Raw genomic sequence first — 26,328 nt, 5'->3', positions numbered from 1 at the left:
ATATGGCTGACCTTTTAACTTGTGAAATATCTAACATTTGACATGACCTCAAAAATCCCTTGAACCGGATATCCGTCATCCCGCCGTCTCAGCCGTGCGATTGGCGTCCGCCAAGGTGTCCGGCGAACAGCGCAAATCACCGATCATCAGCACGTTGTTTTCATTGCGGTGTTTGTCGGTATCGAGACGGAACTGGCAGAGCAACTGGTCGGCATATCGCACTTGCAGGGTCGGTGAACCCGCGTTCATTTCCATCGAGAAGAAACCGTCGACCTCGCTGACCCCACGGCTGGCGTGGTTGATCACGTGGTGGCCCTTGAGCGGCCGCCCCTGCGGATCGATCAGGCGCCCGAGCACGGTCAGGGTTTTCATCACCCGCACCTTGCGGTACTCCACACCGCCCTTGTTCAGGTGATAGCGAGTGCGCGCCGGTTCGATGCTGGCCGCCGGCACGTGATTGCCTTCGAAGTCGAAGCTCACCGAACTGTTTTTGTAGGCCGTGAGCGGAATGAAATTGCGCCCCGGCCGCAGCGCCGCGCTGCCACCACTGAGGTCGTCGGCGCGCAAGGCGATACCGTCGATGTCGGACTCGACGTCGACAATCATCCCGGCACCGCGCCCTTGATGCTGGCTGGTCAACGCCATGCGCTGCGCGCCGACCACCAGGGTGCTGTCGAGGTTCACGCCACCGGTGAAGTTGTCGTTGAACGAAGAGCGTTGAATGAAACCGTCGCCGTTGATTTCGTCGGTACGAAAATTCGCCAGGCTCGACAGGCCGACGCCATAGGTGTCGGTGAGCGCAGTCACCGAGACGCTCTGCAACACGTGGTCTTGCAGGTCCTTGCGGTAACCGAGCGAGGCGTTGTTGTCGCGACCGCCCTCACGGGCGGTGCGGCTGCCGATGCTGCCGGAAATCTGCTGGCCCGGACCGCCGAGCGCCATGTTGATGCTCAGGTCGACCCCGCGATTGCGCGCATCGCCGCTGCTGTAGCTGCCCGGACGGTCGAACAACGACAGGCGCCAATTGGCATCGCTGCCAAACAGCTGGGTCCGTTGGGTCCAGCCGAGGTCGACGCCGACGCCCTCGACATTGCCCTCACTGTGGGACACCCGCGCGTTGAGCGAACTCTTGCGACTGATGCGGTGGTTCAGCGCCAGCGACGAGTTGCTGGTCTGGCCGGTGAACACATTGCGTTGGCGTACGCGGGTGCCGTCGGGCAGGGTGTCATAAGTGTTGGTGGTGTCGAGCCAGCTACGGTTGTGGCTGATCACCAGACTGCCAGAGCCGTAGTTGTACAGGCCTTGCAGATCGGCGCCGGTGCCGTGGTCTTCGGTCTGGTAAAGATTGGCGTAGACGCTGGTGCTGTTGCCCAGGGCCCAGTCAATGGAGCTGCCGTACTGGAGTTTTTCGCGCACCTGGCGTGCCGACAGTCCGAGAATCACCCGTGGGTGCAGCAGGTAATTGATCGAGGCGCCCGCCGTGGCATCGCCACTGCTCTGTTGATCCCAGTTGCTCAGCAGTTTGCTTTCCTGCCCGGCGAACAGATTGTAGCGCCAGCGCTCATCGTGGTTGCGCCAGTTGTTCGGCTTATAGATCAGCTCCTGGGTGGTCGAGGTGATTTGACCATCTTCGATCAACCGCACTTCCACCTCGTAAATACCGCCCGGCAATGGCCGTGTGTCGAGGGTCTGCAACCCGGCTGGCACTGACTGTGTATTGATCAGCAGGCCATCGCGATAGATTTCCACGGAACCCTGACGGTTGGCCGTGACGTAAACCGGGTACACGCTGGGTTTCGGGCTGTCGATCGCCAGACTGTCGGAGCTGCCATACATCACGCCCACGGCGGTATCCGGGCTGCTGCCGAATGAGCGTGGCTGACGTGTCAGGCCTTCGGAGTTCGGGGTGAAGTACCCCAGCCGGAAAAAACTGCCCTCCAGTTCGCGCTGGGTGAAGAGCTCATGCACGGCGTGATAGGTCTTGTCGTCCGGTCCACCCAGACGCGCCAGTTGCATGTTGAAGGTCTGGCTCCAGTTGCCCAGGCTGCCGCTGGCTTCCAGACCGAAACGACCGCCCAGGTCTTGATCCTGGCCGCCGTTGAGATTGAGTTGATTGCGCACCATCAGGCCGCTGCTGCCGCCTTCAGGCTGATCGTAGAAACGCTTGGCTTCGCTGTCGCGCTCGGCATTTTCGGTGACGATCGACAGCAATGAATTTTCCAGGTTGTAGTGCACCGCCAGCATCTGCTCCGGGCATTGACCGCTGCAGGCGCCCAGCGCCACGCCGGGTTTGAGGATATCCGCCCAAGTCTCGCGTTCGCTGGCGCCGAAGCGGCTTTCACTGGTGTCGGTGAAATCGAGCAACGTCACCCGGTCATCGCGGGACAATACAATCATCGCCTCGCCCAACGGTTGCTGATCGAGTTCGACCCGGACCGCCAACGGAACGTCGAAAAAATGCTCCTCGAACTCTGCCGGCAAGCCTTTGGCCTGGGCCAGCAAACTTCGCGGCGTATTATCAACGGAAGCGGGCGCCGCAAATGCGCTGCTACATAACAGCAACGCAAGCGCTGCCGCGATGGGCGTCATCGGGAACATGAACGAATACTCTAATATCAAAGAAGTTGAAACCCGACCGGCAACTTTTAATATTGCCGATCGGTCACGTTACTTATACAAGTAAGCGCTTATGACTCTTGATCAAGTTCAAAGAGCAACCGGAGGAACAGCGTCGAACATCATGGTGACGGCACCGGTGTAATCACCTGGTGCAAAGGTGGTGCCTTGTGCCTTGATGTTGAGTGGGGCACGGTAATTGACATTCGATTCGGTCTCGCCAACCACCATTTGCGGAGTCGTGGTGAGCACTACATTGTTGAGTGCCACTTGCAGGCCAATTTTGGATGCACCACTGATCAGCTCCGGCACGCTTTCAAGGCTGGCATGCACCGAGCCGTTGTTGTTGCGTACGTCGAAGAAACCGTTGACCTCATCCATGGTGCCCTTGCTTGGAATGTAATCCATTCTCTGATCCTTGTTGACCAGATCCGGATCGACCGGTACCACGTAGAAACCGTTGGTCGGTACATGCGCGACAAGGTTGATGGAGTGACGGGCTTCACCCGCGGCAAATACGGCGGAAGAACTCAGAGCCAGAACAGCCAGAGGAGCAGCAAACGCGATTTTCTTGAACATCTTTCAGTACCTGTCTTTTAAAAGGATAAGCGCAGAAAGTTCAAGTTGAGCAAAACCGTCACGAGCAGCTATTTGCTCAGCTGAACTTTCAACGCCGAAAGATGATCGATCAATTTATCTGGAAAGTAAGCAGGAACGTTCCTGCAAGTGCGTAGCCAAAGTGCTATCACCCGGGAAAGAAAAAACCTGAAATAACTTAAAAACCAATGTCTGACTGTAAGAGAAATACTACAAACCGCACACTAACGGCAATGACAAGCAGAAACTAACGAAGTTACTTCTGTAAGACCAATACCACAAGCCCCGCATTTAACAGGCCAAAACCCAACATTAGAGAGTTAACACTAATTTCAGGTTTTTCACCCGCACTGATTACCACTATTTTTGCGGTTTTGGCGGGGTCATCGGCTCGTCGCTCGGGACGGCCACCGGTCAGGGGGGCTTGCTTTCTCGTTAAGATATATCTTAAGTTGTATCTAAACACGACGAGAGAAAGCAGAAATGAGAGACCATCATTCCCCCCACCGTGAACACGGCGACGGCCGCGACGGCTTCGAGAAACGCCCCGGACGTGAGCGCGGTGGTCGCGGCCCCCGGGTCTTTGCCCCCGGTGACCTGAAATTGCTGTTGTTGGCACTGATCGCCGAACAGCCTTGCCACGGCTACGACCTGATCCGCCAGATTGAAGGCATGTTCGACGGCGCCTACAGCCCCAGCCCTGGTGTGATCTACCCGACACTGACCTTTCTGGAAGAGAGCGAAATGATCCAGGGCGACGCCGAAGGCGGAAAAAAACGCTACAGCGTGACCGACGCCGGACGTCTGTCCCTGAAAGAGCAAGCCATCGCCCTTGAAGGTGTGCGGGTGCGCATCGATGTCAGCAAACGCTCGCTGCGCGGCCATGATCGCCCGCCCGAAATTCACGAAGCCGTGCATAACCTGCGCCACGCGCTGCAACTGCACCACGGCCGCTGGAGCAAGGAAGAAATCCGGCGCGTCGCTGTCCTGCTCAACGACACCGCCAAAGCCATCGTCGACGGCCCCGCCGTTCAACCCGTTCAGGAGAACGCCGAATGACTGAAGTCATCGCCTCAACCATTCACCGTGTCATGCACGAAATCAAACGCCGTCGCCTGGAAGTGTTGCGGGTGGTCGACCTGACTCCGCGCATGCGCCGGATTACCTTGGGTGGCCCTGAATTGGCAGGCTTTGTCAGCCTCGGCACGGACGATCACGTCAAACTGTTGTTCCCGCAAAATGCCGAACAGGCCGCGGCGCTGGAAACCCTGGTGCTGGGCGCCGGCAAGGACAATGGTCCGCTGCCTGAGATGCGCGACTACACCCCGCGTCGCTACGATCTGGACGCCCTGGAACTGGACATCGACTTCGTACTGCACGGCGACGGCCCTGCCTCGACCTGGGCCGAACAGGCCAAACCGGGGCAGTTCCTGCACATCGGCGGGCCACGGGGTTCGATGATCGTGCCTGACATGTTCGACAGCTATCTGCTGATCGGCGACGAAACCGCCCTACCCGCCATTGCCCGACGCCTCGAAGGCTTGGCAGCCAATCGACGCGCATTGGTGATTGTCGAAGTGGAAAACGGCAAGGAGCAGCAAGTGCTGGAGAGCGCTGCCGAGGTCAATGTGATCTGGGTGCTGCGCGAAGGCGGCAAAGATCATTTGTTGAGCACGGTGCGCCAGATCCAGGTGCCAGCCGGCAGCCTGTACGCATGGGTGGCGACCGAGAGCAAAGTGTCGCGGCAGATTCGTCGGGTGCTGCTGGATGAGCACGGGCTGGACGAGCAGTTCGTCAAGGCGGTGGGTTACTGGAAACTGGGGGACAGTGTCGAGGAGTGATCTGCTCGCTCAATCGCTGGTTAAAGACTTTGTGGCGAGGGGGCTTGCCCCCGTTCGGCTGCGAAGCAGTCGTAAAATCTGCTGATGCGGTGTTTCAGATAAATACTCATTGCAGCTTTTAGCACTGCTTCGCAGCGCAACGGGGGCAAGCCCCCTCGCCACAATCAGCGTTCACTTCCGGGCGGCACGCCACCGATCCAACCCAATCACCAGCAAGGCAATCACCACAAACCCCGTCAACAACCCGCCGGCATTGATGAACACCTGTGGATAACCCAGTTTCTCGACATCAATGAACGGGTAGGGATAAACCGCCAGCAAATGCCCGCGCAGCAGCGAATAGGCGAAGTAGACCAGCGGATAGATCACCCACAACCCGATGTGTCCCACCCGCAGCCTGCCCTTGGGCACGCAACTCCACCAATACACCAGAAACAGCAGCGGCATGACGTCGTGCAACAGTTCGTCGGCCAGCCATTGCCAGCCCTCGGGATGCCACAAGTGGCGCAGCAGCAGGTTGTAAGCGAGGCTCACCACGGCGATGCTCACGGCAATGCCACTACTGACCCACGGCTGCAAGAACCAGCGACGCGCCGCCGACTCGCGGGATGTCACTGCACAGGTCAGCACGGTCGCCACCAGGGTGTTGCTCAGCACGGTGAAATAGCTGAAAAAACTCACCAGCCCACCGATCAGGCTGGCGCCCAGCGTCCAGCGCGAATGGAAAATCAGGTACATCTGGATGCTCAACCCCGCCCAGCCGAGCATGGCAGCCACGACCACAAAACGACGGTGTAACGCAGAAGGGTTGACCATGTTCAAAGCGGTCGTTTGGTGCGCATCAACTTCACATACAGGCGTTCGACCTTCTCCCGCGCCCACGGGGTTTTGCGCAGGAACGTCAGGCTCGACTTGATGCTCGGGTCGCTCTTGAAGCAGCGGATATCGATGCGCTCGGCCAGCCCCGACCACTCGTAGTGTTCAACCAGCGCGTTGAGGATCTGTTCCAGCGTCACGCCATGCAGCGGATCAGTGTTGTGTTCGGTCATGCCGGGCCTTCAGCGATGTTGGAATGGGAAAGCCGCGCACCTTAGCCGAGGGCTTCTTCGGGTGGAAGCGGTCTGTTAAATGTAGGTGATCTTGGGATCCTGTAGGAGCGAGCTTGCTCGCGAAAAACGCAACGACGCCGCTGGGTATCTGGTTTGACGCGTTATCGTTCACGACCATCGCGAGCGAGCTCGCTCCTACAGGAGAACACTGTTACCAAAATTGAAAGGATGCATGTCATCAAAAGCCCTTTCTCTATCTGTAACAGAACATTATCCTTGCGCACGCTTTAGCTGAAACGCTTCTGCCAGTCACTTCTTCCGCTCATCCCCCAGAAAAAGATCAAGAATTTCTTCCCTATGCCTGATTTGCGATTTTCGAAAGACAGCGCTGTCTTTAAGACTGTCTCTTGCCACAACGCCCTCAAACTGATCGGCGGGTTCACCGCGTTCGGCCTCGCCACCTGTGTCCAGGCTGCTCCGGCATTCGATAGCGACTCACCGTGGATGCTCGGCGACTGGAACGGCACACGTACGGAGCTGGCGGAAAAAGGCTATGACTTCAAACTGGATTACACCGGCGAAATGGGCAGCAACCTTCACGGCGGCTACGACCACGACCGCACCGCGCGCTACAGCGACCAGTTCGGCCTGGGCACCCACCTGGACTTGCAGAAGATCCTCGGCTGGGACGACGCCGAATTTCAGCTGACCATCACCGAACGCAGCGGCAACAACATCAGCAACGACCGCATCAACGACCCGCGTGTCGGTGGCTTCACCTCGGCCCAAGAAGTCTGGGGCCGCGGCCAGACCTGGCGCCTGACGCAGATGTGGTATCAGCAGAAGTTCTTCGATGAAAAGCTCGACATCAAGGTCGGCCGCTTCGGCGAAGGTGAAGACTTCAACAGCTTCCCCTGCGACTTCCAAAACCTGGCGTTCTGCGGCTCCCAGGTCGGCAACTGGGCCGGTGACATCTGGTACAACTGGCCGGTCAGCCAGTGGGCGCTGCGGGTCAAATATCACCTGACGCCAGAGTTGTACGCGCAGATCGGCGCGTATGAGCAGAACCCGTCGAACCTTGACCGCGACAACGGTTTCAAGCTCAGCGGCAGCGGCACCCAGGGCGCAGTCCTGCCGGTAGAGCTGGTGTGGACGCCGAAACTCAACGGCCTGCCGGGTGAATACCGCGCCGGTTACTACTACAGCAGCGCCAACGCCACCGACGTCTACAAGGACAGCAATGGCCAGCCTGCCGCCCTGAGTGGCGAAGCCTATCGCAGCGCGTCGAGCAAACACGGCGCGTGGCTGGGCCTTCAGCAGCAGGTCACCAGCCTGGCCAGCGACCACTCCCGCGGCCTGAGCCTGTTCGCCAACGGCACGATGCACGACAAGAAGACCAACGCCATCGACAACTACGTCCAGGCCGGCCTCGTCTACAAAGGCCCGTTCGATGCGCGCGCCAGGGACGACATCGGCTTTGCCATGGCCCGCGTCCACGTCAACCCGGCCTATCGCAAGAATGCCGAGGCGACCAACCAGGCCAATGTCGTTTTCGACTACGACAATCCGTCCTACCTGCCGCCCCAGGACACCGAATACAGCGCCGAACTCTATTACGGCGTGCACGTGACCAACTGGCTGACCGTGCGCCCGAACCTGCAATACATCCGCCATCCCGGTGGCGTGGACGAGGTCGATGACGCGCTGATCGGCGGGATCAAGGTCCAGTCGTCGTTCTAAAAAACACCACAACCCCCCTGTAGGACCGAGCTTGCTCGCGATGGACGTGAACGATAACGCTTGGAGCCTGACACCCCGCGGTGTTCTCAGGCTTCTCGCGAGCAAGCTCGCTCCTACAGGGACTGCGTCAGCCAAACCCGTTTTATATGAACCCTGCCCGCACAAGATCGTCATCTACAGTGAACTTGCGCGGGACTACTTGAAACGTCACGGAGAATCACACTATGAGCACTGATGGTGCCTTGAGCCGAAGCCGTCTATTGCCGACCCTGCTCGGCATATTGCTTCTGCTGATGGGCCTGGCCATGCTGGCCGGGGGGATCAAGCTGAGCATGCTTGGCGGCTCACTGTATTACCTGCTGGCCGGTATCGGCATCGCGCTGAGCGGCGTCCTGCTGATCGCCGCCCGCCGCGCGGCGCTGGGCCTGTACGCGCTGGTGCTGTTCGCCAGCACCCTGTGGGCCCTGTGGGAAGTCGGCCTGGACTGGTGGCAACTGGTGCCGCGCCTGGCGCTGTGGTTCGCCCTCGGTGTGGTGATGCTGCTGCCGTGGTTCCGTCGTCCATTGCTGATCAACGGCCCTGCCCCTATGGGTACTGGTGCCTTGAGCGTGGCCGTGGTCCTGGCCGGCGCCACCGCCGTGGCCAGCCAGTTCACCCATCCGGGCGAAACCTTCGGCGAACTGGGCCGCGACACCGCGGACATGACCAGCACCGCGCCGCAGATGCCCGAAGGCGACTGGCAGGCCTATGGCCGCAGCGAATTCGGTGACCGCTACTCGCCGCTCAAGCAGATCACCCCGGCCAACGTCGGCAAGCTGCAAGAAGCCTGGCGTATCCAGACCGGCGATCTGCCAACCGCTGATGACCCGGTGGAACTGACCAACGAAAACACCCCGCTCAAGGCCAACGGCATGCTCTATGCCTGCACCGCCCATAGCAAGGTGCTGGCGCTGGACCCGGACACCGGCAAGGAATTGTGGCGTTTCGACCCGCAGATCAAGAGCCCGGTGGGCTTCAAGGGCTTCGCCCACATGACCTGCCGTGGCGTGTCGTACTACGACGAAGCGGCCTACGCCAAGTCTGAAAGCGCTGCCTCCGCAGTGATTTCCGAGGCCGGCAAAGCCGTTGCCCAGGCTTGCCCGCGTCGCCTGTACCTGCCAACCGCCGATGCACGCCTGATTGCGCTCAACGCCGACACCGGCAAGATCTGCGAAGGTTTCGGTAAAAACGGTGTGGTTGACCTGACCCAAGGCATCGGCCCGTTCACCGCCGGCGGCTACTACTCCACCTCGCCAGCAGCGATCACTCGTGATCTGGTGATCATGGGCGGCCACGTCACCGACAACGAGTCGACCAACGAGCCATCCGGTGTGATCCGTGCCTTTGACGTACACGACGGTCATCTGGTGTGGAACTGGGACAGCAACAATCCCGACGCGACCGAACCGCTGCCAGAGGGCGAGCACTACAGCCGCAACTCGGCCAACATGTGGTCGCTGGCCAGCGTCGACGAAAAACTCGGCATGGTCTACCTGCCACTGGGCAACCAGACCCCTGACCAGTGGGGTGCAGACCGCACTCCAGGCGCCGAGAAATTCAGCGCCGGCCTGGTCGCGCTGGATCTGGCCACCGGCAAGGTGCGCTGGAACTACCAGTTCACTCACCACGACCTGTGGGACATGGACGTCGGCAGCCAGCCAACCCTGCTGGACATGAAAACCGCCGACGGCGTGAAACCTGCGCTGATCGCCCCGACCAAACAGGGCAGCCTGTACGTCCTCGACCGTCGTGACGGCACGCCGATCATCCCGATCAAGGAGATTCCGGCTCCGCAAGGTGCCGTAAAAGGTGACCGCACCGCGCCGACCCAGGCTCGTTCGGACCTGAACCTGCTGGCCCCGGAACTGACCGAAAAAGCCATGTGGGGCGCCAGCCCGTTCGATCAGATGCTGTGCCGCATCCAGTTCAAGGAACTGCGTTACGAAGGCCAGTACACCCCGCCGTCGGAACAGGGCAGCCTGATCTATCCGGGTAACGTCGGCGTCTTCAACTGGGGCGGTGTTTCGGTCGACCCGGTTCGCCAGATGCTGTTCACCAGCCCGAACTACATGGCCTTCGTCTCGAAGATGGTGCCTCGCGCCGAAGTCGCGGCCGACAGCAAGCGCGAGAGCGAAACCGCGGGTGTGCAACCGAACACGGGCGCACCTTACGCGGTGATCATGCACCCGTTCATGTCGCCGTTAGGCGTACCGTGCCAGGCTCCGGCCTGGGGCTACGTGGCCGGCATCGACCTGACCACAAGCAAAGTCGTGTGGAAACGCAAGAACGGCACCAGCCGCGACAGCTCGCCATTGCCTATCGGCCTGCCACTCGGCGTGCCAAGCATGGGCGGCTCGATGGTCACCGCCGGCGGCGTCGGCTTCCTCAGCGGTACGCTGGACCAGTACTTGCGCGCCTATGACGTCAACACCGGCAACGAGCTGTGGAAATCGCGCCTGCCGGCTGGCGGTCAGGCTACGCCGATGACCTACACCGGCAAGGACGGCAAGCAGTACGTGCTGTTGGTCGTCGGTGGTCACGGCTCACTGGGCACCAAAATGGGTGACTATGTGATTGCTTACAAACTGTCCGAGTAAGTTTTAGCGGCAGTCAGAACAAAGGCGACGTCCTCACAGGCGTCGCCTTTTTATTGCCACCACCGCCGTCCCCTGTAGGAGCGAGCCTGCTCGCGATGGTGTGTCAGCCAAATTGATGCCGACTGACACACCATCGCGAGCAGGCTCGCTCCTACAGGGGGCCGGTGTCGTGCCGAAATCCAGCTAACCTGTCTCTGCGCTGAACACACCTGCGAAACACCGCGTCGCAGAAAATGACCGTTGAAACCACCGCCAACCTGCCCCATCTAAGACCCATACCCATTGCGCAGGTGCCCCCATGAGCGACCAGCAGGAATTCCCCGAAGACCCGAGCGAATACGCCGATCCGGAAAACACCCAGCAGCACAAACCTGGCAAAGGCCTGGCCCTGCCGGGCCAGAACCTGCCGGACAAGGTCTACGTCATCCCGATCCATAACCGACCGTTCTTCCCGGCCCAGGTGCTGCCGGTCATCGTCAACGAAGAACCGTGGGCCGAAACCCTCGATCTGGTCAGCAAATCCGATCACCACTCCCTGGCCCTGTTCTACATGGACACGCCCCAGGAAGACCCGCGCCATTTCGACACCTCGGCCCTGCCGCTCTACGGCACGCTGGTCAAGGTGCACCACGCCAGCCGCGAAAACGGCAAGCTGCAGTTCGTCGCCCAAGGCCTGACCCGCGTACGCCTCAAGACCTGGCTCAAGCATCACCGCCCGCCGTACCTGGTGGAAGTCGAATACCCGCACCAGCCCACCGAGCCGACCGACGAGGTGAAGGCCTACGGCATGGCGCTGATCAATGCGATCAAGGAACTGCTGCCGCTCAACCCGCTGTACAGCGAAGAGCTGAAGAACTACCTCAACCGCTTCAGCCCCAACGATCCGTCGCCGCTGACCGACTTCGCCGCCGCGCTCACCTCGGCCACCGGCAGCGAGTTGCAGGAAGTGCTCGACTGCGTGCCGATGCTCAAGCGCATGGAAAAAGTCCTGCCGATGCTGCGCAAGGAAGTCGAAGTCGCGCGCCTGCAAAAAGAGATTTCCGCCGAAGTTAACCGCAAGATCGGTGAACATCAGCGCGAGTTCTTCCTCAAGGAACAACTCAAGGTTATCCAGCAGGAGCTGGGGTTGACCAAGGACGACCGCAGCGCCGACCTCGAACAGTTCGAACAGCGGCTGGTGGGCAAAGTCCTGCCGACGCAGGTGCAGAAACGCCTCGAAGAAGAAATGAACAAGCTGTCGATCCTCGAGACCGGCTCGCCGGAATATGCGGTGACCCGCAATTACATCGACTGGGCGACCTCGGTGCCGTGGGGCGTGTACGGCGAGGACAAACTCGACCTCAAGCACGCGCGCAAGGTGCTGGACAAACACCACGCCGGCCTCGATGACATCAAGGACCGTATCCTCGAATTTCTCGCGGTCGGCGCCTACAAAGGCGAGATCAGCGGTTCCATCGTATTGCTGGTGGGCCCGCCGGGCGTGGGCAAGACCAGCGTCGGCAAATCCATCGCCGAATCCCTGGGCCGGCCGTTCTATCGCTTCAGCCTCGGCGGCATGCGCGACGAAGCCGAAATCAAGGGCCATCGCCGCACCTACATCGGCGCGCAGCCGGGCAAATTGGTGCAGGCGTTGAAAGACGTCGAAGTGATGAACCCGGTGATCATGCTCGACGAAATCGACAAGATGGGCCAGAGCTACCAGGGCGACCCGGCCTCGGCGCTGCTGGAAACCCTCGATCCGGAACAGAACGTCGAATTCCTCGACCACTATCTGGATCTGCGGATGGACCTGTCGAAAGTGCTGTTCATCTGCACCGCCAACACCCTGGATTCGATCCCCGGCCCGCTACTGGACCGGATGGAAGTGATTCGCCTGTCGGGCTACATCACCGAAGAAAAAGTCGCCATCGCCAAGCGTCACCTGTGGCCCAAGCAGCTTGAGAAAGCCGGTGTGTCCAAGGGCAGCCTGAGCATCAGCGACAGCGCGCTCAAGGCGCTGGTCGACGGTTATGCCCGTGAAGCCGGCGTGCGCCAGCTGGAAAAAAACCTCGGCAAACTGGTGCGCAAAGCGGTGATGAAACTGCTCGACGATCCAAAAGCCGTAATCAAGCTCGGGCCGAAAGACCTGGAGGCTTCACTCGGCAAACCGGTGTTCCGCAACGAGCAGGTGCTCGCGGGGGTCGGTGTGATCACCGGGCTGGCCTGGACCAGCATGGGCGGTGCAACCCTGCCGATCGAAGCCACGCGCATCCACACCCTCAACCGTGGGTTCAAGCTCACCGGGCAATTGGGTGATGTGATGAAAGAGTCGGCGGAAATCGCCTATAGCTATGTCAGCTCGCACCTGAAGTCCTATGGCGGCGATCCGAAATTCTTTGACGAAGCCTTCGTCCATCTGCATGTGCCGGAAGGCGCGACGCCAAAAGACGGCCCGAGCGCCGGCGTGACCATGGCCAGCGCCCTGCTGTCGCTGGCACGCAATCAGCCACCGAAAAAAGGCGTGGCCATGACCGGCGAACTGACGTTGACCGGGCATGTGCTGCCAATTGGCGGGGTGCGGGAAAAGGTGATCGCAGCGCGGCGGCAGAAGATTTTCGAACTGATTTTGCCGGAGGCCAACCGGGGGAATTTCGAGGAGCTGCCGGAATACCTGAAGGAAGGGATTACCGTGCACTTCGCCAAGCGCTTTGCGGATGTGGCGAAGGTGTTGTTCTGATTAAACAGTGTGATTTCGAAATGGTCAGGCTCGTAACCTGACCATTTTTTCGAGGCCAGCAATAACTAAAAATAAATAATTAATTAATTAATAGGTTTGTAATCCCATCAGAACAGAGAGTACATCCAGGCACTTCGGCTCTATATCCTCAAGGTTCAAATCATTCGTGCGAGAAGCACAAAGGAGAGAACCCCATGGATATCAAACTACGAAGAAATCTTGTCGACGAGCGCATTAATGACAATGTCAAATTTCGCCGTTGCTGCCCAAACAACCACTTGAATGCAACCCTTCAGAATCGTGAAGACTTCCGGTCCGAAGAATTTTTCGCCAGCGTCGGAAACAGGGAAATCCTCGCTATTTTCAAGGCCGGAGAAAAAAACACCCCACTCGACCGGGTCTTTGACATTTACATGCCCAAGCATATCGAGACGGGAATCTACACACTGAACTCTCCGGACCATTTGATAGAAATTTCCTATACCGAAAACTTCCCTGCCTACACCAGCCATTGGGCATTGGAAGGTGTCATGAACTTGACCGTGAGTAACGAAACACAACAGTACTCTGGCAACGTCGTTATGAAGTTCAAAGATCTGCATGGCATCGAATTTACATCAGAAAGCGATTTCTGTTTTTCTCTTGTGAGTTAACCGTTAAGCACTACCAGTAAATATTTTCTTTATCCCGAGCAGGTCGCTCTCATGAGGTTACCTCTACCCCCTGTGTGTGGCCCGCTCGCGATAGCGTCAACTCTTGCACCCCCATTGCGGGCGACTGTCACACTTTGTCTCATCTCGGTTATGCTCGCCGTTCGTCGTGAACGCCGGAGCCACTGACCACATGTCCCCCATTCGCCTGCTTGTCCCCCTCGCCCTCGCCTTGCTGGCCGGATGCGCCACGCAACCTGCGCACAACGTGACAGTGGAAAAACAAAGCGAATGTCCGGTTCAGCTCAGCAACGGGCAAAACCTGATCCTGACCCTGCCGAGCAATCCGACCACGGGCTATCGCTGGGCGATCCAGGATTCGGCTGGTGGCGTCTTGCACACCCTGGGACCAGAGGTTTATCGAAACCCGGAAGATGCCGGCATCGTCGGCGCGGCCGGAGTCTCGACCTGGCGCTTTCAGGCGTTTGCGACCGGCACCGGCCGTTTGCGCCTGACCTCGCAACAGCCGTGGGCGCCGGAAGTACTGCCGGTGGATTCGTTCGACTGCGCGATTTCGGTCAACTGACCGTGGGCTGGCTGATTCTGGCGCTGATGGGCGCAGTGACCTTCCTTTATGGCCTGAGCGTGCATGCGTCCCTGCTGTGCCTGCTGGTCAAGCCGCTGCCGGTGCTGGCCCTGCTTGGCTGGTTGCATGACGCACCACCAGGCGAATATCGGCGCTGGATCAGCCTGGGGTTGATTTTCTCCCTGGTCGGCGACGTGTTGCTGGCATGGCCGGGGGATTTGTTCGTGTTCGGCCTTGGGGCGTTTCTGGTTGCGCATCTGGCCTATCTGAAAGCGTATTTGAGCGATTGCCGGCGCCTGGCATTGCTGCCACTGGTGCTGGCCCTCGGCGTCGGCGCCGTCCTGCTGGGGATTCTGATTTCCAACGGCCTCGGGCCATTGTTGGTGCCTGTGATTGTCTATGGCACGGCGATCAGCGCCATGCTCTGGCGCGCCCTGGCCCGACTCGGGACCGATGTGCCCAAACGCTCGGCGCTACTGGCGGCGGCGGGCGCAGTGGCATTCGTGTTCTCCGACAGCGTGATCGGCATCAGCCGCTTCGTGGTGCCGTTCGACGCGGCGCCGTACGTGATCATCCTCAGCTATTGGCTGGGGCAATGGGGGATTACGGCGTCGGCGTTCGGCAAAAAACTTAAATAATAGACAGTCATCAGGTCTGGTTAAACCTATCAGAACTGCTAGTAGACAGATGCATGTAATCTCGCTGAAGCTCATTCAGCGCGAACACTCACCTTCCTTATCCAACAACCGTCGCGCCCCCTCGATAAGGGCATACCATGAAACTCGACAAGCAAAAAAATCTTGGTGAGGTTATTCAATCACTAATCAAAAGAGGACTGACACCAACCAGTAGCTCCGTCTCTTTGTTAATGGGGAAGCAAATCAGTGCGGCGGCCATCCAAGCGTATTTAGACCACGCGAATTTCCCACACGAAGCACCTATCAAACATGAAACTTCGACAGATGGATGGCCTACACCTTATGACTTTTATACCAGCCCGATCCCTAGAAACAATCTCATAGGTAATCTGGGCGGAGAAGTTGTATTTGTACAAAACCAAACAATAACCATCCCACCACAAACTGAATCACAGAAACTGGTTTGCGGCAGAACCGCACTATTGACATTCATCCCCCTTAGCACACTCATCACCAATATAGAAGTTCGCTCGCAATTTGGAACCTTGATTATGCGTCAAGCAGATGAATCACGCTTCGACACGGATCAACCATCAAATACTAATCGACCAAAGGTCCGCCACTCTGCAAATCGCAGGATGGTAATGTTACCCGCCCATTGGATGGTTCCCGGGCTGGAGTTAACTTTTTGGTACGCGTCTGATCTATTTGGGACACTTACTGCAGATAAGCTGGATTTTGGCCCACCGGCTGAACTCGTACTGCAAAACATCCGAATTGGAATGCTGACTCCACCCAGGGAAGGGCATAAATTCGAAGAACAGCCTTTCTTAAAGGGAATAGATTATTTCCAGAAAATTCCTGTGGCAAAATTGGTTGTAGCACAATACGAAGCTGTACATTTTCAGGCCTTACGGATGCCTGACGGCGAACTTTATACCAAAGCCAGCAAAACCGAGGGTGGAGTGTATGACGGAGACATGCGCCAGTTTATAGGTAAGGAAATGGTCTCCGTTGGTATTAACCTCGCCAATTATGGCATTCACGAATCGCCTGGTTTTTCCGAGGCAAATCCTCAGCATTATATGCAAATCGTCGTACATACCAGCAGAGGCAACTATACCAACGGCGTTGTCGATCACGGATTAAGCGGTGGCGGCGGAATGTGCACCCTCTGGGAAACTGATGGAAATGAATTTTCACATGAAGCAGGGCATAACTACCACCTGGGGCACCACGTAGGCGGAGGTCAGGGGTCTATCCAGCACCCAGGTCCTGGCTGGGGTTTTGATTTTTACAGACAACGATTTATTGCCAATATCATGTGGACCCATCCTGCTGAGGACTCGGTGCTTCGAGAATTCCCTGATTACCGAGTCAAGCCTTTCTCCGCAGCATTCAAATATAATTTCGACGCAATGGCAGGTGGAGCGCCAGATGGAAACATATCAAGCTTCACCCACCACACAAATTATGTAGCCAAGCGAATACAGTCGTTCTTTAGCGACAAGGCTGTCATCGATCCGAATAGTCCTTCTGGCTATATGAAGTGGAATGATTCATCAAAAAAAAATGATCCCCCACTACGCGGCATGGCCTAAGCCGGTACAGTTTGGTGTCCCAGTTTTTACTATTGTCGGATACATTGATCCAAACAACGTTATCCTCCCTTCATTTCACGTACTTTATGGAAATTACGGTCACGTGTATCCTGTGCCAGAAACCAGCGCTAGCTCCGGAAAATACTATTTGGAAGTAGTCTGTATTAATTCAACCAAGAAAATACCTTTATCCGGCATCAAGCTGGGTCAAGCGATCATGAACAAAATTCACTTCAATATACCGTACACCGAGCAACCAACGAAGATTATTTATAGAACAGGACCTCATGACGAAGAGATTATCTTCACTCAGGAAGTAGAAAATAGCATTCGCACCCTGCCCCCTCCCGTTATCATTGGCGGTGACCATTGGGAGGAAAACGCTGTTCAACATATTCCTGACTTTACTAAATGGTCACCAAGTTCAAAAAATATCTCCTCGCTCGATGAACTGGAACAGCAATTAGCCCTCACCTACGGTCCTATTCACGACTACTCAGCCACTGAACAAAATAATCGCACCCCTGGAGAATTTTTCCGACATAAAAACCCGTCAACCGAAAAACATCAATATTTCGCACTTAAACAACGTCAATACTCAGAACTTCCGACTGACAAATCCGATAATGAATGCTGGCGCTACCTGGGAGATGCGGAGCAATTCGTTCCGAATACATAATAATTATCTTTTATGCCAGCAAACCTTGACTTTCCTACGTGCGACATCAAATACCAGCGTATCGGTATTTGATGTCTTTATCGTTCGCCTACATAATCTGTCTTACGGTTTTCAAAAGCTGCCCCCATGCGCGCCCTCTCACCTAACAGTCAGATAGTTGCTTGAATATCGGATGCCATCCTGTGTACCTGACTGCTTTCAGCATGCATCAGGATCTAAAATAATCGCGACCTTGCTGACTCCTAAGCTAAAATGCCGGCCTTTCCACCTACACCGCTGGAACCGCCGTGAGCAAAGAACCCGATCGCCTTTTCGCCCAGCCTTTGGCCCAGGTGCCTGACTTCGCCTTCAACGAGGACGTGGTGCGGGTGTTCCCGGACATGATCAAGCGCTCGGTGCCGGGTTATCCGACCATCGTCGAAAACCTCGGTGTGCTCGCCGCGCAGTTCGCCCAGCCGGGTAGCGTGCTGTATGACCTGGGCTCGTCGCTGGGTGCCGTGACCCAGGCCTTGCGCCGGCACGTGCGCACCGATGGCTGCCGGGTGATCGCTGTGGATAACTCCGCAGCGATGGTCGAACGCTGCCGCGAGTACCTCAACGGGCAGGATTCGATGTTCCAGGAGTTGCTGCCGGTGGAGGTGATCGAAGGCGACATCCTCGCCCTGGAGTTCCAGCCGGCCTCGGTGGTGGCGCTGAACTTCACCCTGCAGTTCATCGCCCCGGACCAACGCACGGCATTGCTGTCGCGCATCCGTCAGTCGCTGTTGCCCGGCGGCGCCCTGATCCTCTCGGAAAAACTGCGTTTCGAAGACGAGCAGGAACACGCGTTGCTCACCGACCTGCATATCGCTTTCAAACGCGCCAACGGCTACAGCGAACTGGAAATCGCCCAGAAGCGCAGCGCCATCGAAAACGTCATGAAGCCCGACAGCCTCGAAGAACACCGCGAACGCCTGCTGGCCGCCGGGTTCTCGAAAGTCGTGCCGTGGTTCCAGTGTCTTAACTTTGCCTCGTTGATTGCCTTGCCATGATTGATCTGTCCCCCCTCGCCCGCCGTCTGGCCGGCACGCCGCTGGCCGAATGGGCCAACACCCTGCAAGCACAACTCGACAAGAAAATGGAAAAGGGCCATGGCGACCTGGAACGCTGGCAAAGCGCGCTGGACGCCCTGCCGAAGATCCAGCCGAGCGAAGTCGATTTGCTCAATGGCTTGAAGCTCGATACCGATTGCAGCGACGAGACCCGTGCGCAAATGCGTACCGCGCTGATGGGCCTGTCGCCATGGCGCAAAGGGCCGTTCGACCTGTTCGGCGTGCACGTCGACACCGAATGGCGCTCGGACTGGAAGTGGTCACGGGTCGCCCCGCACCTGAACCTGAAAGGCAAGCGCATCCTCGATGTCGGCTGTGGCAACGGTTATTACATGTGGCGCATGCTTGGCGCCGGCGCGGACAGCGTGATCGGTGTCGACCCGAACTGGCTGTTCTTCTGCCAGTTCCAGGCGGTGCAACGCTACCTGTCCGAGCCGAACGCCTGGCACCTGCCCTTCCCGTTCGAAGACCTGCCGCCGAACCTCGAAGGGTTCGACACAGTGTTTTCCATGGGTGTGTTCTACCACCGCCGTTCGCCCATCGAACATTTGCTGGCGCTGAAGGATTGCCTGGTCAAGGGCGGTGAGCTGGTGCTGGAAACCCTGGTGGTCGAAGGCGACAAACATCAGGTGCTGGTGCCGGAGGACCGCTACGCGCAGATGCGCAACGTGTGGTTCCTGCCGTCGGTGCCGGCGCTGGAGTTGTGGTTGCGACGTGCCGGGTTCACGGATGTGAAATGCGTGGACGTGAGCACCACCACGGTCGAGGAACAGCGCGGGACGGAGTGGATGAAGTATCAGTCGCTCAGTGACTTCCTCGATCCGGAAGATCACAGCAAGACCATTGAAGGGTTGCCGGCGCCGATGCGGGCCGTAATCGTCGCCAGAAAGTAACGCAAGAACCTGTAGGAGCGAGCTTGCTCGCGATGGTGTGTCAGTCGACACCACTTAGCCTGACACTCCATCGCGAGCAGGCTCGCTCCTACAGGGGGGCCGGTGTTCAGTCTGAAGGTTTTGCGCGCCGGGCCTTGAAGAATTCGCTCAACACCGCTCCACACTCATCCGCCAACACCCCGCCTTCATACAACACCCGATGATTCAGGAAGCCTTGGGTAAAGAACTGCCCCTGGCTCTGCACAATCCCCGCCTTGGGCTCCAGCGCGCCGTACACCACCCGGGCAATCCGCGAATGCACGATCAGACCCGCGCACATGCTGCACGGCTCCAGCGTCACGTAAAGCGTACTGCCGGTTAGTCGGTAATTGCTGACGGCCTGGGCGGCGGCGCGGATTGCGACCATCTCGGCGTGGGCGCTGGGGTCGTTGCCACTGATCGGGCAGTTGAAGCCGCGACCGATGATTTCCCCATCCTGGACCAGTACCGCGCCCACCGGCACTTCGCCGAGGGCCGCGCCTTGGGCCGCCAGTGCCAGGGCCTCACGCATGAATTCGCGATCACGACTGCGGTCGATGATGGCGGCGGGACGAATCTGACGCATCACGCCACCTCGATAGCGGCCATCAGGCCGGTTTCCATGTGATCGATCACATGGCAGTGGAACATCCATACACCCGGATTATCCGCCACCAGCGCTACCTGCGCGCGCTCGTTCTTGCCCAGCAGGTAGGTGTCGGTGAAATACGGAATGACCTTGTGCCGGTTCGAGGCGATGACCTTGAAACTCATGCCGTGCAGGTGAATCGGGTGCTGATACTGGGTCATGTTTTTCAATTCGAAAATGTAGCTCTTGCCCTTGTCCAGTTTGGCGATCGGGCGGTCGGCACAGGTTTTGTCGGTGATGTCCCAGGCCTTGCCATTGATCTGCCACAGGCTTGGCGGCTTACCATTATCGACGTTCACCGACACCGAACCGACCCATTCGAAATTGAAGTTGAGTTTCTCGGCATTGGCCAGGTCCGGCTCGGCCACCGGGTTGGCGGGCAGCGCGGGCGGCCACTCGGTCGGGGCGTCGGTGTTGGCCACCGAACGCAGCGTACCCAAGCGCACCGGGCCGTTGCGCAGGGACAATTCTTCACCGGCCGGCGGCGCCTTGATCGCCAGGCAGATACGCATGCCGGGGCCGAGCCAGTATTCCTTGCCTAGCGGGCGCGGTTCGATGGGGTTGCCATCGAGCGCATAGATCTGCGCTTCGACGCCGGGAATATTCAGGCGATAGGTCAAGGTGTTATCGAGGTTGAGCAAACGTACACGGGTGATCTGCCCGGCCGGCAAATCAATCACCGCTTGCGCGATGCCGTTGATGGTCGACAGACGCCCCGCCGTGCCGCCACGGGCCGCTTCCCGGGGAATACTGAAGTCGACGAAAGCGCCCTGCTCATCGATGTGCCAGTTCTTCAGGCTCAAGGTTTTTTCGTACTTGAAGCCGGTGGGCTCACGCTCCTCGACAATCAGCGGGCCGACCAGGCCGCGACCGAGTTCCTCGCTGCTGCTCACATGGGGGTGATACCAGTAGCTGCCGGCATCAGGCACGCGGAATTTGTAATCGAAGTATTCGCCCGGCAGCACCGGCAGCTGCGAGACGTAAGGCACACCGTCCATTTCCAGCGGCAGACGGATGCCGTGCCAGTGGATGGTGGTGGCGACCGGCAGGTGGTTGATGAAACGCACCCGCAGCCATTCACCCTGGCGCACCCGCAACTCGGTGCCCGGCGCCGAAGGGCCGAAGGCCCAAGCCTGGGTCTTGTGCCCGGCTACCAGTTCCAAGTCCAACGGCGCTGCGATCAGCTCATAGTCGTGGCCCGCCTCGGCGTCAGCCATCTTGCCCAGCCAGTAGCGCGACGCGCCCCCTGCACCGACACCAACGACAACAAGACCGGCCAGGCCACCGAGGATTTGGCGACGGGTAAACGACATGAACTCAACTACCTCACGTATCAGCGACAGGCCCGGGAGCCTGCAAAAGGCGAATACGATACACCTGCAACTGCGAAACGGTAAGGGTGACCTGTGGCCGCACATCAGCTGTGGGCATAACTATGTAGTGCACTTGCCTTGAAAAAACCGGCCATCCTCGACATCCCGTTTTCTCAAGGAAAGAGAGTGCATGAACCCGAACGAAACACGCCCGCTGCCCAATGCCGCCGACAAGGCCGCGCTCAAGGCGATCGCCACCACCGTCATCCAGACTTGCCCGAGCCTGCAAGACACGGCGCACGAAGTCGCCAGCGACTTACTGAAAAAATCCGGCATTACCGACCTCGATCCGGATCAGGTGTACTTCCACCGTTTCGACACAGCCGAAAGCAGTTCGAAAACGTTCACGGGGTGGGAGCATGTCAAAGCAACGCCGACGTCAACCACGACCCTGACGCAGCTGGTGATCCAGCGCTTTCGCACCAGCGATCAGGACAACGCCGACCTGCTTGACGTCTATGCAGGCTTTTATACCGCCGGCCCGAATGCCGGGAGGTTCAACGAAACCAACGAAGTACGCCTGCACGGCAACGAGGTGCTGAAGGCGTTCTGGAACATCGATTTCAGCACGCTCTATACCGACAAATTGACCGCGTTCTGGAAGCAGTCCGGCACCGACTTCCGAACCCTGGCCAAATGCAATTTTCTGATACAAGCCGTAAAGGCCAGGGACAAACGGCAGTTGAGCGACGATGACTTCCAGTTCGTCACTAACGCCGTAATGGGCCCGATTACCTGGCCCGTCGACCTGCAGATGCTGCGGGCTCAGCACCCTTGCACTGACATTGTTCGAGCTCTGGACGTCGACGGGTACCTTGCCACCAACATCCTGCGTTTCGTCGCACCCAAGGGGCGCCAGATCGTGTACCTGCCCGGTGAAAACGTCGCTTTCAAAGTGCTGGAAACCGCGACGGACATGCACTACTGGATGTTGCAGCAGATGAACGAAGAAGAGGCTCGCCGAGGCTTCATGACGCATTTTTCCTTGGCCGATCGTCAAACCATCGACAAGAACATCACCGATATCATGAACCGGCTGGTCAGCACCTGGGGCAAGTACGACCATCACCTGATCAATCAAAAAAACCAGATCATCACCGGCGACGCATTCAGTTGGTTGAGCAACTCGACCAAAAGCGCAATGTTTGCCGAAGCCGAACTCTCGCTGACGTCCAATGGCGATCTGCGCAAAAAACTGTGGATCGGTTACCTCAGCGCCGGTTTAAAAGTATTTGGCCCCATGGCGGTGGTCGGTTGGCCGATTGCCCTGCCGGTGGTCGGCGCCAGTATCGCCAGCCTGGGTTTGAACATCGATCAGGCGGTCAATGGCAAAACCGCCAAGGAACGCAAGGCCGGCGTTCTTGGCGCCGTGCTCAGCGGTATCGATTTGCTGTTCAACCTCCTGGTGCTCAAAGGTCCGGGATCGCTGGAGGAAATCGGCCCGGACATCGACGCCGCCGAAGCCAAAGAAATGGCTGATCTGATTGAATCAACCACACCTGCCGAAACCGCCGGGTCGAAGGTCGGAACCATCGAAGGAGAATCAGAGGCTGTCACGGGCTCGACTGAGGACAGGCCAGCGTCATCAGTGCCGGACTCCTTCAGGATTAATGATGTGCTCAGCGATGACGCCCTGGTTCGTGAGCCTGGCAAGTTCCAGGGTACATATCGGCTCGCCTCGAATCCTTCGTCCGCCATCAAACTCAACGGCAACGCCTATTACGTGCGTTATGAAAACAGCCTCAACGGGCGTGGGTACTGGGCAATCATCGACCCGGCCAATCCCGACTCCTTTACGGATTCGATTCCAGTACGGTTTATGAATGATTCGGGAGAATGGGAAGTCGTTCCCAAACTGGGCCTCAGAGGCGGGATGCAAGCAGCGGACGCCGCCTCCCCCGCCGTCGAGGAGTGGTCACAACAGCCAGGCGTTCACGTGCCGGGCCTTGACGACCCTGAAATGCGGGCATGGGCGCTGGGTGGACCCGACGTACGCAGCCCGTTCAGACGGATCTGGTCAGTGGCAGACATCGACGTCCACAGCGTACTCATGTCCGATGCCGACCAAGAGGTCATCACCCTCAGCGAATTCGAGATGGCCCAGGAAGAACCTCGTCGCAATCTGGTCAGCGACGCCAGGGCCTGGTACGAGCTTCACCCTCCGACGCTGAGCCAACCGGCGCCCTCTGCACAAGCGTTTGCCACGCCAGGCGAACTGTTTGAAGCGGCCTACGCAGAAAAACCGGGGCTGGTCGTCGGCGAGAGCCGGGGCAGCATCGGCAGCAAACAGTTCCTGATCGAAAACATGCCAACGCTCGCGCAACAGGGCGTCAAGACCCTGTACTTGCAGGAGCTGCTGGCCAACGTCAATCAACTCGAATTGGACACCTTCGCGCGCACCGGTGAAATGCCCGCCGAGCTGGAAAACTACCTGAAAAAACTCGACATCAAGGCCGGCAACGACCCAACAGGCCAATTCAATCTGCTGGCGCTGGTCAAAGCCGCCAATGCCCAACAGATCCGGGTTCAGGCCCTCGACATGTCGACGACCTACAACATCAACAAAGAAGCGATTAACTGGGAATCCGATTACCAGATGGCCAGGAGTTTTTTTGCCAGCGAGGTCATCCGGTTCAACGAAGCATTGAAAGAACCCGCCAAATGGGTTGCCTTGGTCAATCAGGAAAACATGGCGACATTCAGAGGCTATCGCGGCATTAGCGAACAGACCGATGCCCTGAGCATTCGTATCGATGACGTAGCGCCGGGGCAAGCGCAACCCATCAACTCCGATCCGGGGTTGGCTGTGGAGCATGCGGACTATCCAGATTCCCCTGTTTTTTACGTATCTGATGGCATGGACTTCGACAGCGTCCATGCACTGATCAAAGGCGACGTGCGCGTGCAGATGGAAACCCCATGGGCATACAGGACCCCGCAACAACTGCGAGCGCTGCTGCCTGAACCGGGGATGTTCACCTTCCAGCGCTACCGCAGCAGCGTCCTTGTGGTTTATCGCAATGCCAACAACGGGATGGCAGACAGCGTCATCAGATCCACACCGGGTGGAAGGCTGAATCTGGATACCCCGCTTCGGCCAGCCTACGAGTCCATGACAGTGGACAACCTCGAAGAACTCAAGCAAGCGTTGGTTGCAAAGGGCATGAAGCCCATGGGCTGGCCCGTCGAGCTGGCAAGTGAACTCGATTCCCCCTTGTCAGGAACCTCTCAACCCATCGAAATACCGGACCACTGGCAAGCCAATGAACTGCTCGAGGGGCAGACACCCGTGAGTGAAGCCGGAAAATTCCAGGGCATCTATCAACTCGACTCCAACCCCGCCACTGCGATCTTGCTCGATGACAGGGCTTATTACGTGCGCTACGAAGCCGATCCCAACGGAGGCGGCACCTGGGCCATCATCGACCCTGAAAATCCCAACGCGTTTTCAGGTTCACTCCCTGTGCGTCTCAATGCCGAGGGCGAATGGGAGCTGACACCCCAAGCCGGGCTCAGGGGCGGTGGAAACCGGCATCCGGGCGGGTCCCGCGTTCCGCCGTCTACATCTGCTCCGGCCTCTACGCCTGCTCCCGCCTCTGCGTCTGCCTCTGCTCAAGAGCCAACACAGGCCATCCTGCGCCGCCCGGCCACGCAATACGATGCAACTAACCGATTCAGTATCAGACTACTGGCGATGGGCGAGAGAGAAACCCATATCAAACTGGTCCGTCAGCCAGACGGAAGCTTTCGCGCAGAGTCCACTTACGCACGATACGTCGCGGCCCCGCGCGCCACGCTGTCACAAGACGCCCGTCAATTCTTTTCCCGCAGTGGATTTTTCGCTTCATTACCCCCTCGTCCGCAGCTTCCAGTCGTGACGCCATCAACCACTGCCGCAGAACTGCTCCCGAAGATATTTGAAGCGGCACCGGGCCTGGTCATCGGTGAAAGCCAGGACCGCATTGCCAGCATGCGGTTTCTCATCGAGAACATGCCGATCCTTGCCCAACAGGAAGTCAAGACGATCTATTTCCATCGCCTGCTCAACGACTTCAACCAGGTGGAACTCGATCAATTCTTCAAGACCGGGTCAATGCCCGATGATCTCAAGGCGTATTTGCAAAAGCTGAAAAGCGATCCCTCCGGCAGATTCACCCCGCTTGAAGTGGTCAAGGCGGCTCAACAAAATGGTATTCGGATTCAGGCAACCGACTGCCTGGCCAGTTACCGTTTCCCCGGCCCATCACTTCCCGACATGCATGAGCAAGCCATCAAGACCTACCTCACCCACACCATCATGGAGGCCGACAAAACGCTCAACGGAGCGGGCAGATGGGTGGTGCTGACGGATCAGGAAAACATCAACACCTTTCGTGGAATGTCCGGCATCAGCGAAATGCAGGACGGTATTGGTTTGCGTATCGAAGAAGTGCTGCCGGAAGAAAGCCTGCTGATTGAAACGGATCGAGGCATTGAGGTAGGCCGCGGCTTTGCCACCCAACCCGAATTAACCGACGGAAACTTCGACACCTTGCACGCTGACTTGAGCTTGCAGATGCCACTGCCGTTGCTTGAAAAGACACCGGAAGCACTTGATCGACTGCTATATCGGCAAGGCATGTTCACTTTCGAGAAATCGAACGGAAACTGGACACTGATCCATCGCAGCAGAGTCGGTCAACTGGCAAGAACACCGGTCGAGCGCACAGCTGACGGCAGCTACCTGATCAATCGCCCCGCATGGACCGACGTGAATCAGGTGCCTTATGCCAGCATCGACGAGCTGTCCTGGGGTCTTAGCCGTATGGGCATGAACCTCGAAGGGCGTTTGCCGGTATAAATCAAGCTACTCGCGATGGCGGCGTATCAGGCGCGGGAGATGTTGGATGTGCTGGCCTCATCGCGAGCAAGCTCGCTCCCACAGGGGATTTGGGGCGAACACAACTGAAACGCAA

The 26,328-nt window shown here is 58.2% G+C and carries 19 protein-coding genes; 13 read left to right on the top strand and 6 right to left on the bottom strand.

The features are described 5' to 3' along the window. Window positions 1-75 precede the first annotated feature (75 nt). Complete coding sequence (locus AC1RP7_RS13810; protein ID WP_493181962.1) at window positions 76-2,598, bottom strand: CS1-pili formation C-terminal domain-containing protein; 2,523 nt, start codon at window positions 2,596-2,598, stop codon at window positions 76-78. 108 nt (window positions 2,599-2,706) lie between these two features. Beyond that, window positions 2,707-3,195 carry a CS1 type fimbrial major subunit gene (locus AC1RP7_RS13805; protein WP_057716250.1) on the bottom strand — a complete coding sequence of 163 codons (489 nt, stop codon included), beginning with the start codon at window positions 3,193-3,195 and terminating at the stop codon, window positions 2,707-2,709. A gap of 501 nt (window positions 3,196-3,696) precedes the next feature. Here AC1RP7_RS13805 and AC1RP7_RS13800 point away from each other — a divergent pair. Together AC1RP7_RS13800 and AC1RP7_RS13795 are read left to right on the top strand one after the other, a co-directional pair. Continuing rightward, complete coding sequence (locus AC1RP7_RS13800; protein ID WP_057716251.1) at window positions 3,697-4,272, top strand: PadR family transcriptional regulator; 576 nt, start codon at window positions 3,697-3,699, stop codon at window positions 4,270-4,272. Further along, entirely contained in the window at window positions 4,269-5,054 is a 786-nt protein-coding gene (locus AC1RP7_RS13795; RefSeq protein ID WP_489339806.1) for a siderophore-interacting protein, read from the top strand. Before AC1RP7_RS13800 ends, AC1RP7_RS13795 begins: the two co-directional genes overlap by 4 nt. Before the next feature lie 171 nt (window positions 5,055-5,225). Here the strand turns inward: AC1RP7_RS13795 and AC1RP7_RS13790 are convergent, their stop codons facing one another. Together AC1RP7_RS13790 and AC1RP7_RS13785 are read right to left on the bottom strand one after the other, a co-directional pair. Next, complete coding sequence (locus AC1RP7_RS13790; RefSeq protein ID WP_218495004.1) at window positions 5,226-5,870, bottom strand: Pr6Pr family membrane protein; 645 nt, start codon at window positions 5,868-5,870, stop codon at window positions 5,226-5,228. A 2-nt stretch (window positions 5,871-5,872) separates the two neighbouring features. Continuing rightward, window positions 5,873-6,103 carry a VF530 family protein gene (locus AC1RP7_RS13785; RefSeq protein WP_007985772.1) on the bottom strand — a complete coding sequence of 77 codons (231 nt, stop codon included), beginning with the start codon at window positions 6,101-6,103 and terminating at the stop codon, window positions 5,873-5,875. 357 nt (window positions 6,104-6,460) lie between these two features. Between AC1RP7_RS13785 and AC1RP7_RS13780 the strand changes: the two genes are divergently transcribed. The 10 genes from AC1RP7_RS13780 to cmoB all read left to right on the top strand — a co-directional run bounded on the left by AC1RP7_RS13780 (window position 6,461) and on the right by cmoB (window position 19,333). Continuing rightward, window positions 6,461-7,843: a carbohydrate porin gene (locus AC1RP7_RS13780; protein ID WP_407514227.1), complete on the top strand. Its 1,383-nt coding sequence runs from the start codon at window positions 6,461-6,463 to the stop codon at window positions 7,841-7,843. A gap of 224 nt (window positions 7,844-8,067) precedes the next feature. Further along, window positions 8,068-10,479 carry a glucose/quinate/shikimate family membrane-bound PQQ-dependent dehydrogenase gene (locus tag AC1RP7_RS13775; RefSeq protein WP_493181959.1) on the top strand — a complete coding sequence of 804 codons (2,412 nt, stop codon included), beginning with the start codon at window positions 8,068-8,070 and terminating at the stop codon, window positions 10,477-10,479. 298 nt (window positions 10,480-10,777) lie between these two features. Next, window positions 10,778-13,195, top strand: coding sequence for an endopeptidase La (gene lon, locus AC1RP7_RS13770; protein ID WP_493181957.1), 2,418 nt, complete (start codon window positions 10,778-10,780; stop codon window positions 13,193-13,195). Between the two features lie 194 nt (window positions 13,196-13,389). Further along, window positions 13,390-13,848, top strand: a complete 459-nt coding sequence (locus tag AC1RP7_RS13765) for a hypothetical protein (RefSeq protein WP_493181956.1) — start codon at window positions 13,390-13,392, stop codon at window positions 13,846-13,848. 190 nt (window positions 13,849-14,038) lie between these two features. Beyond that, window positions 14,039-14,431, top strand: coding sequence for a protease inhibitor I42 family protein (locus AC1RP7_RS13760; RefSeq protein WP_493181954.1), 393 nt, complete (start codon window positions 14,039-14,041; stop codon window positions 14,429-14,431). A gap of 2 nt (window positions 14,432-14,433) precedes the next feature. Then, window positions 14,434-15,069, top strand: a complete 636-nt coding sequence (locus AC1RP7_RS13755; RefSeq protein ID WP_349733818.1) for a lysoplasmalogenase — start codon at window positions 14,434-14,436, stop codon at window positions 15,067-15,069. A 137-nt stretch (window positions 15,070-15,206) separates the two neighbouring features. Further along, window positions 15,207-16,670, top strand: a complete 1,464-nt coding sequence (locus AC1RP7_RS13750; RefSeq protein WP_493181952.1) for a M66 family metalloprotease — start codon at window positions 15,207-15,209, stop codon at window positions 16,668-16,670. Further along, on the top strand, window positions 16,624-17,349 hold the full coding sequence (locus AC1RP7_RS13745; RefSeq protein ID WP_493181951.1) for a TagA domain-containing protein: 726 nt from the start codon (window positions 16,624-16,626) through the stop codon (window positions 17,347-17,349). Before AC1RP7_RS13750 ends, AC1RP7_RS13745 begins: the two co-directional genes overlap by 47 nt. Before the next feature lie 287 nt (window positions 17,350-17,636). After that, window positions 17,637-18,380, top strand: coding sequence for a carboxy-S-adenosyl-L-methionine synthase CmoA (cmoA, locus tag AC1RP7_RS13740; RefSeq protein WP_008053199.1), 744 nt, complete (start codon window positions 17,637-17,639; stop codon window positions 18,378-18,380). Next, on the top strand, window positions 18,377-19,333 hold the full coding sequence (gene cmoB, locus AC1RP7_RS13735) for a tRNA 5-methoxyuridine(34)/uridine 5-oxyacetic acid(34) synthase CmoB (RefSeq protein ID WP_154947054.1): 957 nt from the start codon (window positions 18,377-18,379) through the stop codon (window positions 19,331-19,333). Before cmoA ends, cmoB begins: the two co-directional genes overlap by 4 nt. A 106-nt stretch (window positions 19,334-19,439) precedes the next feature. On the opposite strand, the gene tadA is transcribed toward cmoB, so the two are convergent. Further along, window positions 19,440-19,937 (bottom strand): tRNA adenosine(34) deaminase TadA, encoded by a 498-nt coding sequence (gene tadA / locus AC1RP7_RS13730; RefSeq protein WP_492625036.1) that lies wholly within the window; start codon window positions 19,935-19,937, stop codon window positions 19,440-19,442. Continuing rightward, a complete protein-coding gene (locus AC1RP7_RS13725; protein WP_493181949.1) occupies window positions 19,937-21,313 on the bottom strand; it encodes a multicopper oxidase family protein in 1,377 nt (458 codons plus the stop codon). The genes tadA and AC1RP7_RS13725 overlap by 1 nt, the downstream gene beginning before the upstream one ends. 190 nt (window positions 21,314-21,503) lie before the next feature. On the opposite strand from AC1RP7_RS13725, the gene AC1RP7_RS13720 reads away from it, so the two are divergent. Next, window positions 21,504-26,213: a membrane-targeted effector domain-containing toxin gene (locus AC1RP7_RS13720; protein WP_493181948.1), complete on the top strand. Its 4,710-nt coding sequence runs from the start codon at window positions 21,504-21,506 to the stop codon at window positions 26,211-26,213. The last annotated feature ends 115 nt before the right edge of the window (window positions 26,214-26,328 follow it).

The organism is Pseudomonas sp. GW822-FHT01E03 (assembly GCF_058802985.1).
The sequence above is the reverse complement of the archived record's forward strand: the minus strand, read 5'-3'. Positions and strand labels throughout refer to the sequence as shown.

Excerpts from the sequence above, each read along its gene's own strand:
- AC1RP7_RS13810 (WP_493181962.1), bottom strand. The coding sequence starts at position 2,598 with ATGTTCCCGATGACGCCCATCGCGGCAGCGCTTGCGTTGCTGTTATGT.
- AC1RP7_RS13805 (WP_057716250.1), bottom strand. The coding sequence starts at position 3,195 with ATGTTCAAGAAAATCGCGTTTGCTGCTCCTCTGGCTGTTCTGGCTCTG.
- AC1RP7_RS13800 (WP_057716251.1), top strand. The coding sequence starts at position 3,697 with ATGAGAGACCATCATTCCCCCCACCGTGAACACGGCGACGGCCGCGAC.
- AC1RP7_RS13795 (WP_489339806.1), top strand. The coding sequence starts at position 4,269 with ATGACTGAAGTCATCGCCTCAACCATTCACCGTGTCATGCACGAAATC.
- AC1RP7_RS13790 (WP_218495004.1), bottom strand. The coding sequence starts at position 5,870 with ATGGTCAACCCTTCTGCGTTACACCGTCGTTTTGTGGTCGTGGCTGCC.
- AC1RP7_RS13785 (WP_007985772.1), bottom strand. The coding sequence starts at position 6,103 with ATGACCGAACACAACACTGATCCGCTGCATGGCGTGACGCTGGAACAG.
- AC1RP7_RS13780 (WP_407514227.1), top strand. The coding sequence starts at position 6,461 with ATGCCTGATTTGCGATTTTCGAAAGACAGCGCTGTCTTTAAGACTGTC.
- AC1RP7_RS13775 (WP_493181959.1), top strand. The coding sequence starts at position 8,068 with ATGAGCACTGATGGTGCCTTGAGCCGAAGCCGTCTATTGCCGACCCTG.
- lon (WP_493181957.1), top strand. The coding sequence starts at position 10,778 with ATGAGCGACCAGCAGGAATTCCCCGAAGACCCGAGCGAATACGCCGAT.
- AC1RP7_RS13765 (WP_493181956.1), top strand. The coding sequence starts at position 13,390 with ATGGATATCAAACTACGAAGAAATCTTGTCGACGAGCGCATTAATGAC.
- AC1RP7_RS13760 (WP_493181954.1), top strand. The coding sequence starts at position 14,039 with ATGTCCCCCATTCGCCTGCTTGTCCCCCTCGCCCTCGCCTTGCTGGCC.
- AC1RP7_RS13750 (WP_493181952.1), top strand. The coding sequence starts at position 15,207 with ATGAAACTCGACAAGCAAAAAAATCTTGGTGAGGTTATTCAATCACTA.
- AC1RP7_RS13745 (WP_493181951.1), top strand. The coding sequence starts at position 16,624 with ATGATTCATCAAAAAAAAATGATCCCCCACTACGCGGCATGGCCTAAG.
- cmoB (WP_154947054.1), top strand. The coding sequence starts at position 18,377 with ATGATTGATCTGTCCCCCCTCGCCCGCCGTCTGGCCGGCACGCCGCTG.
- tadA (WP_492625036.1), bottom strand. The coding sequence starts at position 19,937 with ATGCGTCAGATTCGTCCCGCCGCCATCATCGACCGCAGTCGTGATCGC.
- AC1RP7_RS13725 (WP_493181949.1), bottom strand. The coding sequence starts at position 21,313 with ATGTCGTTTACCCGTCGCCAAATCCTCGGTGGCCTGGCCGGTCTTGTT.
- AC1RP7_RS13720 (WP_493181948.1), top strand. The coding sequence starts at position 21,504 with ATGAACCCGAACGAAACACGCCCGCTGCCCAATGCCGCCGACAAGGCC.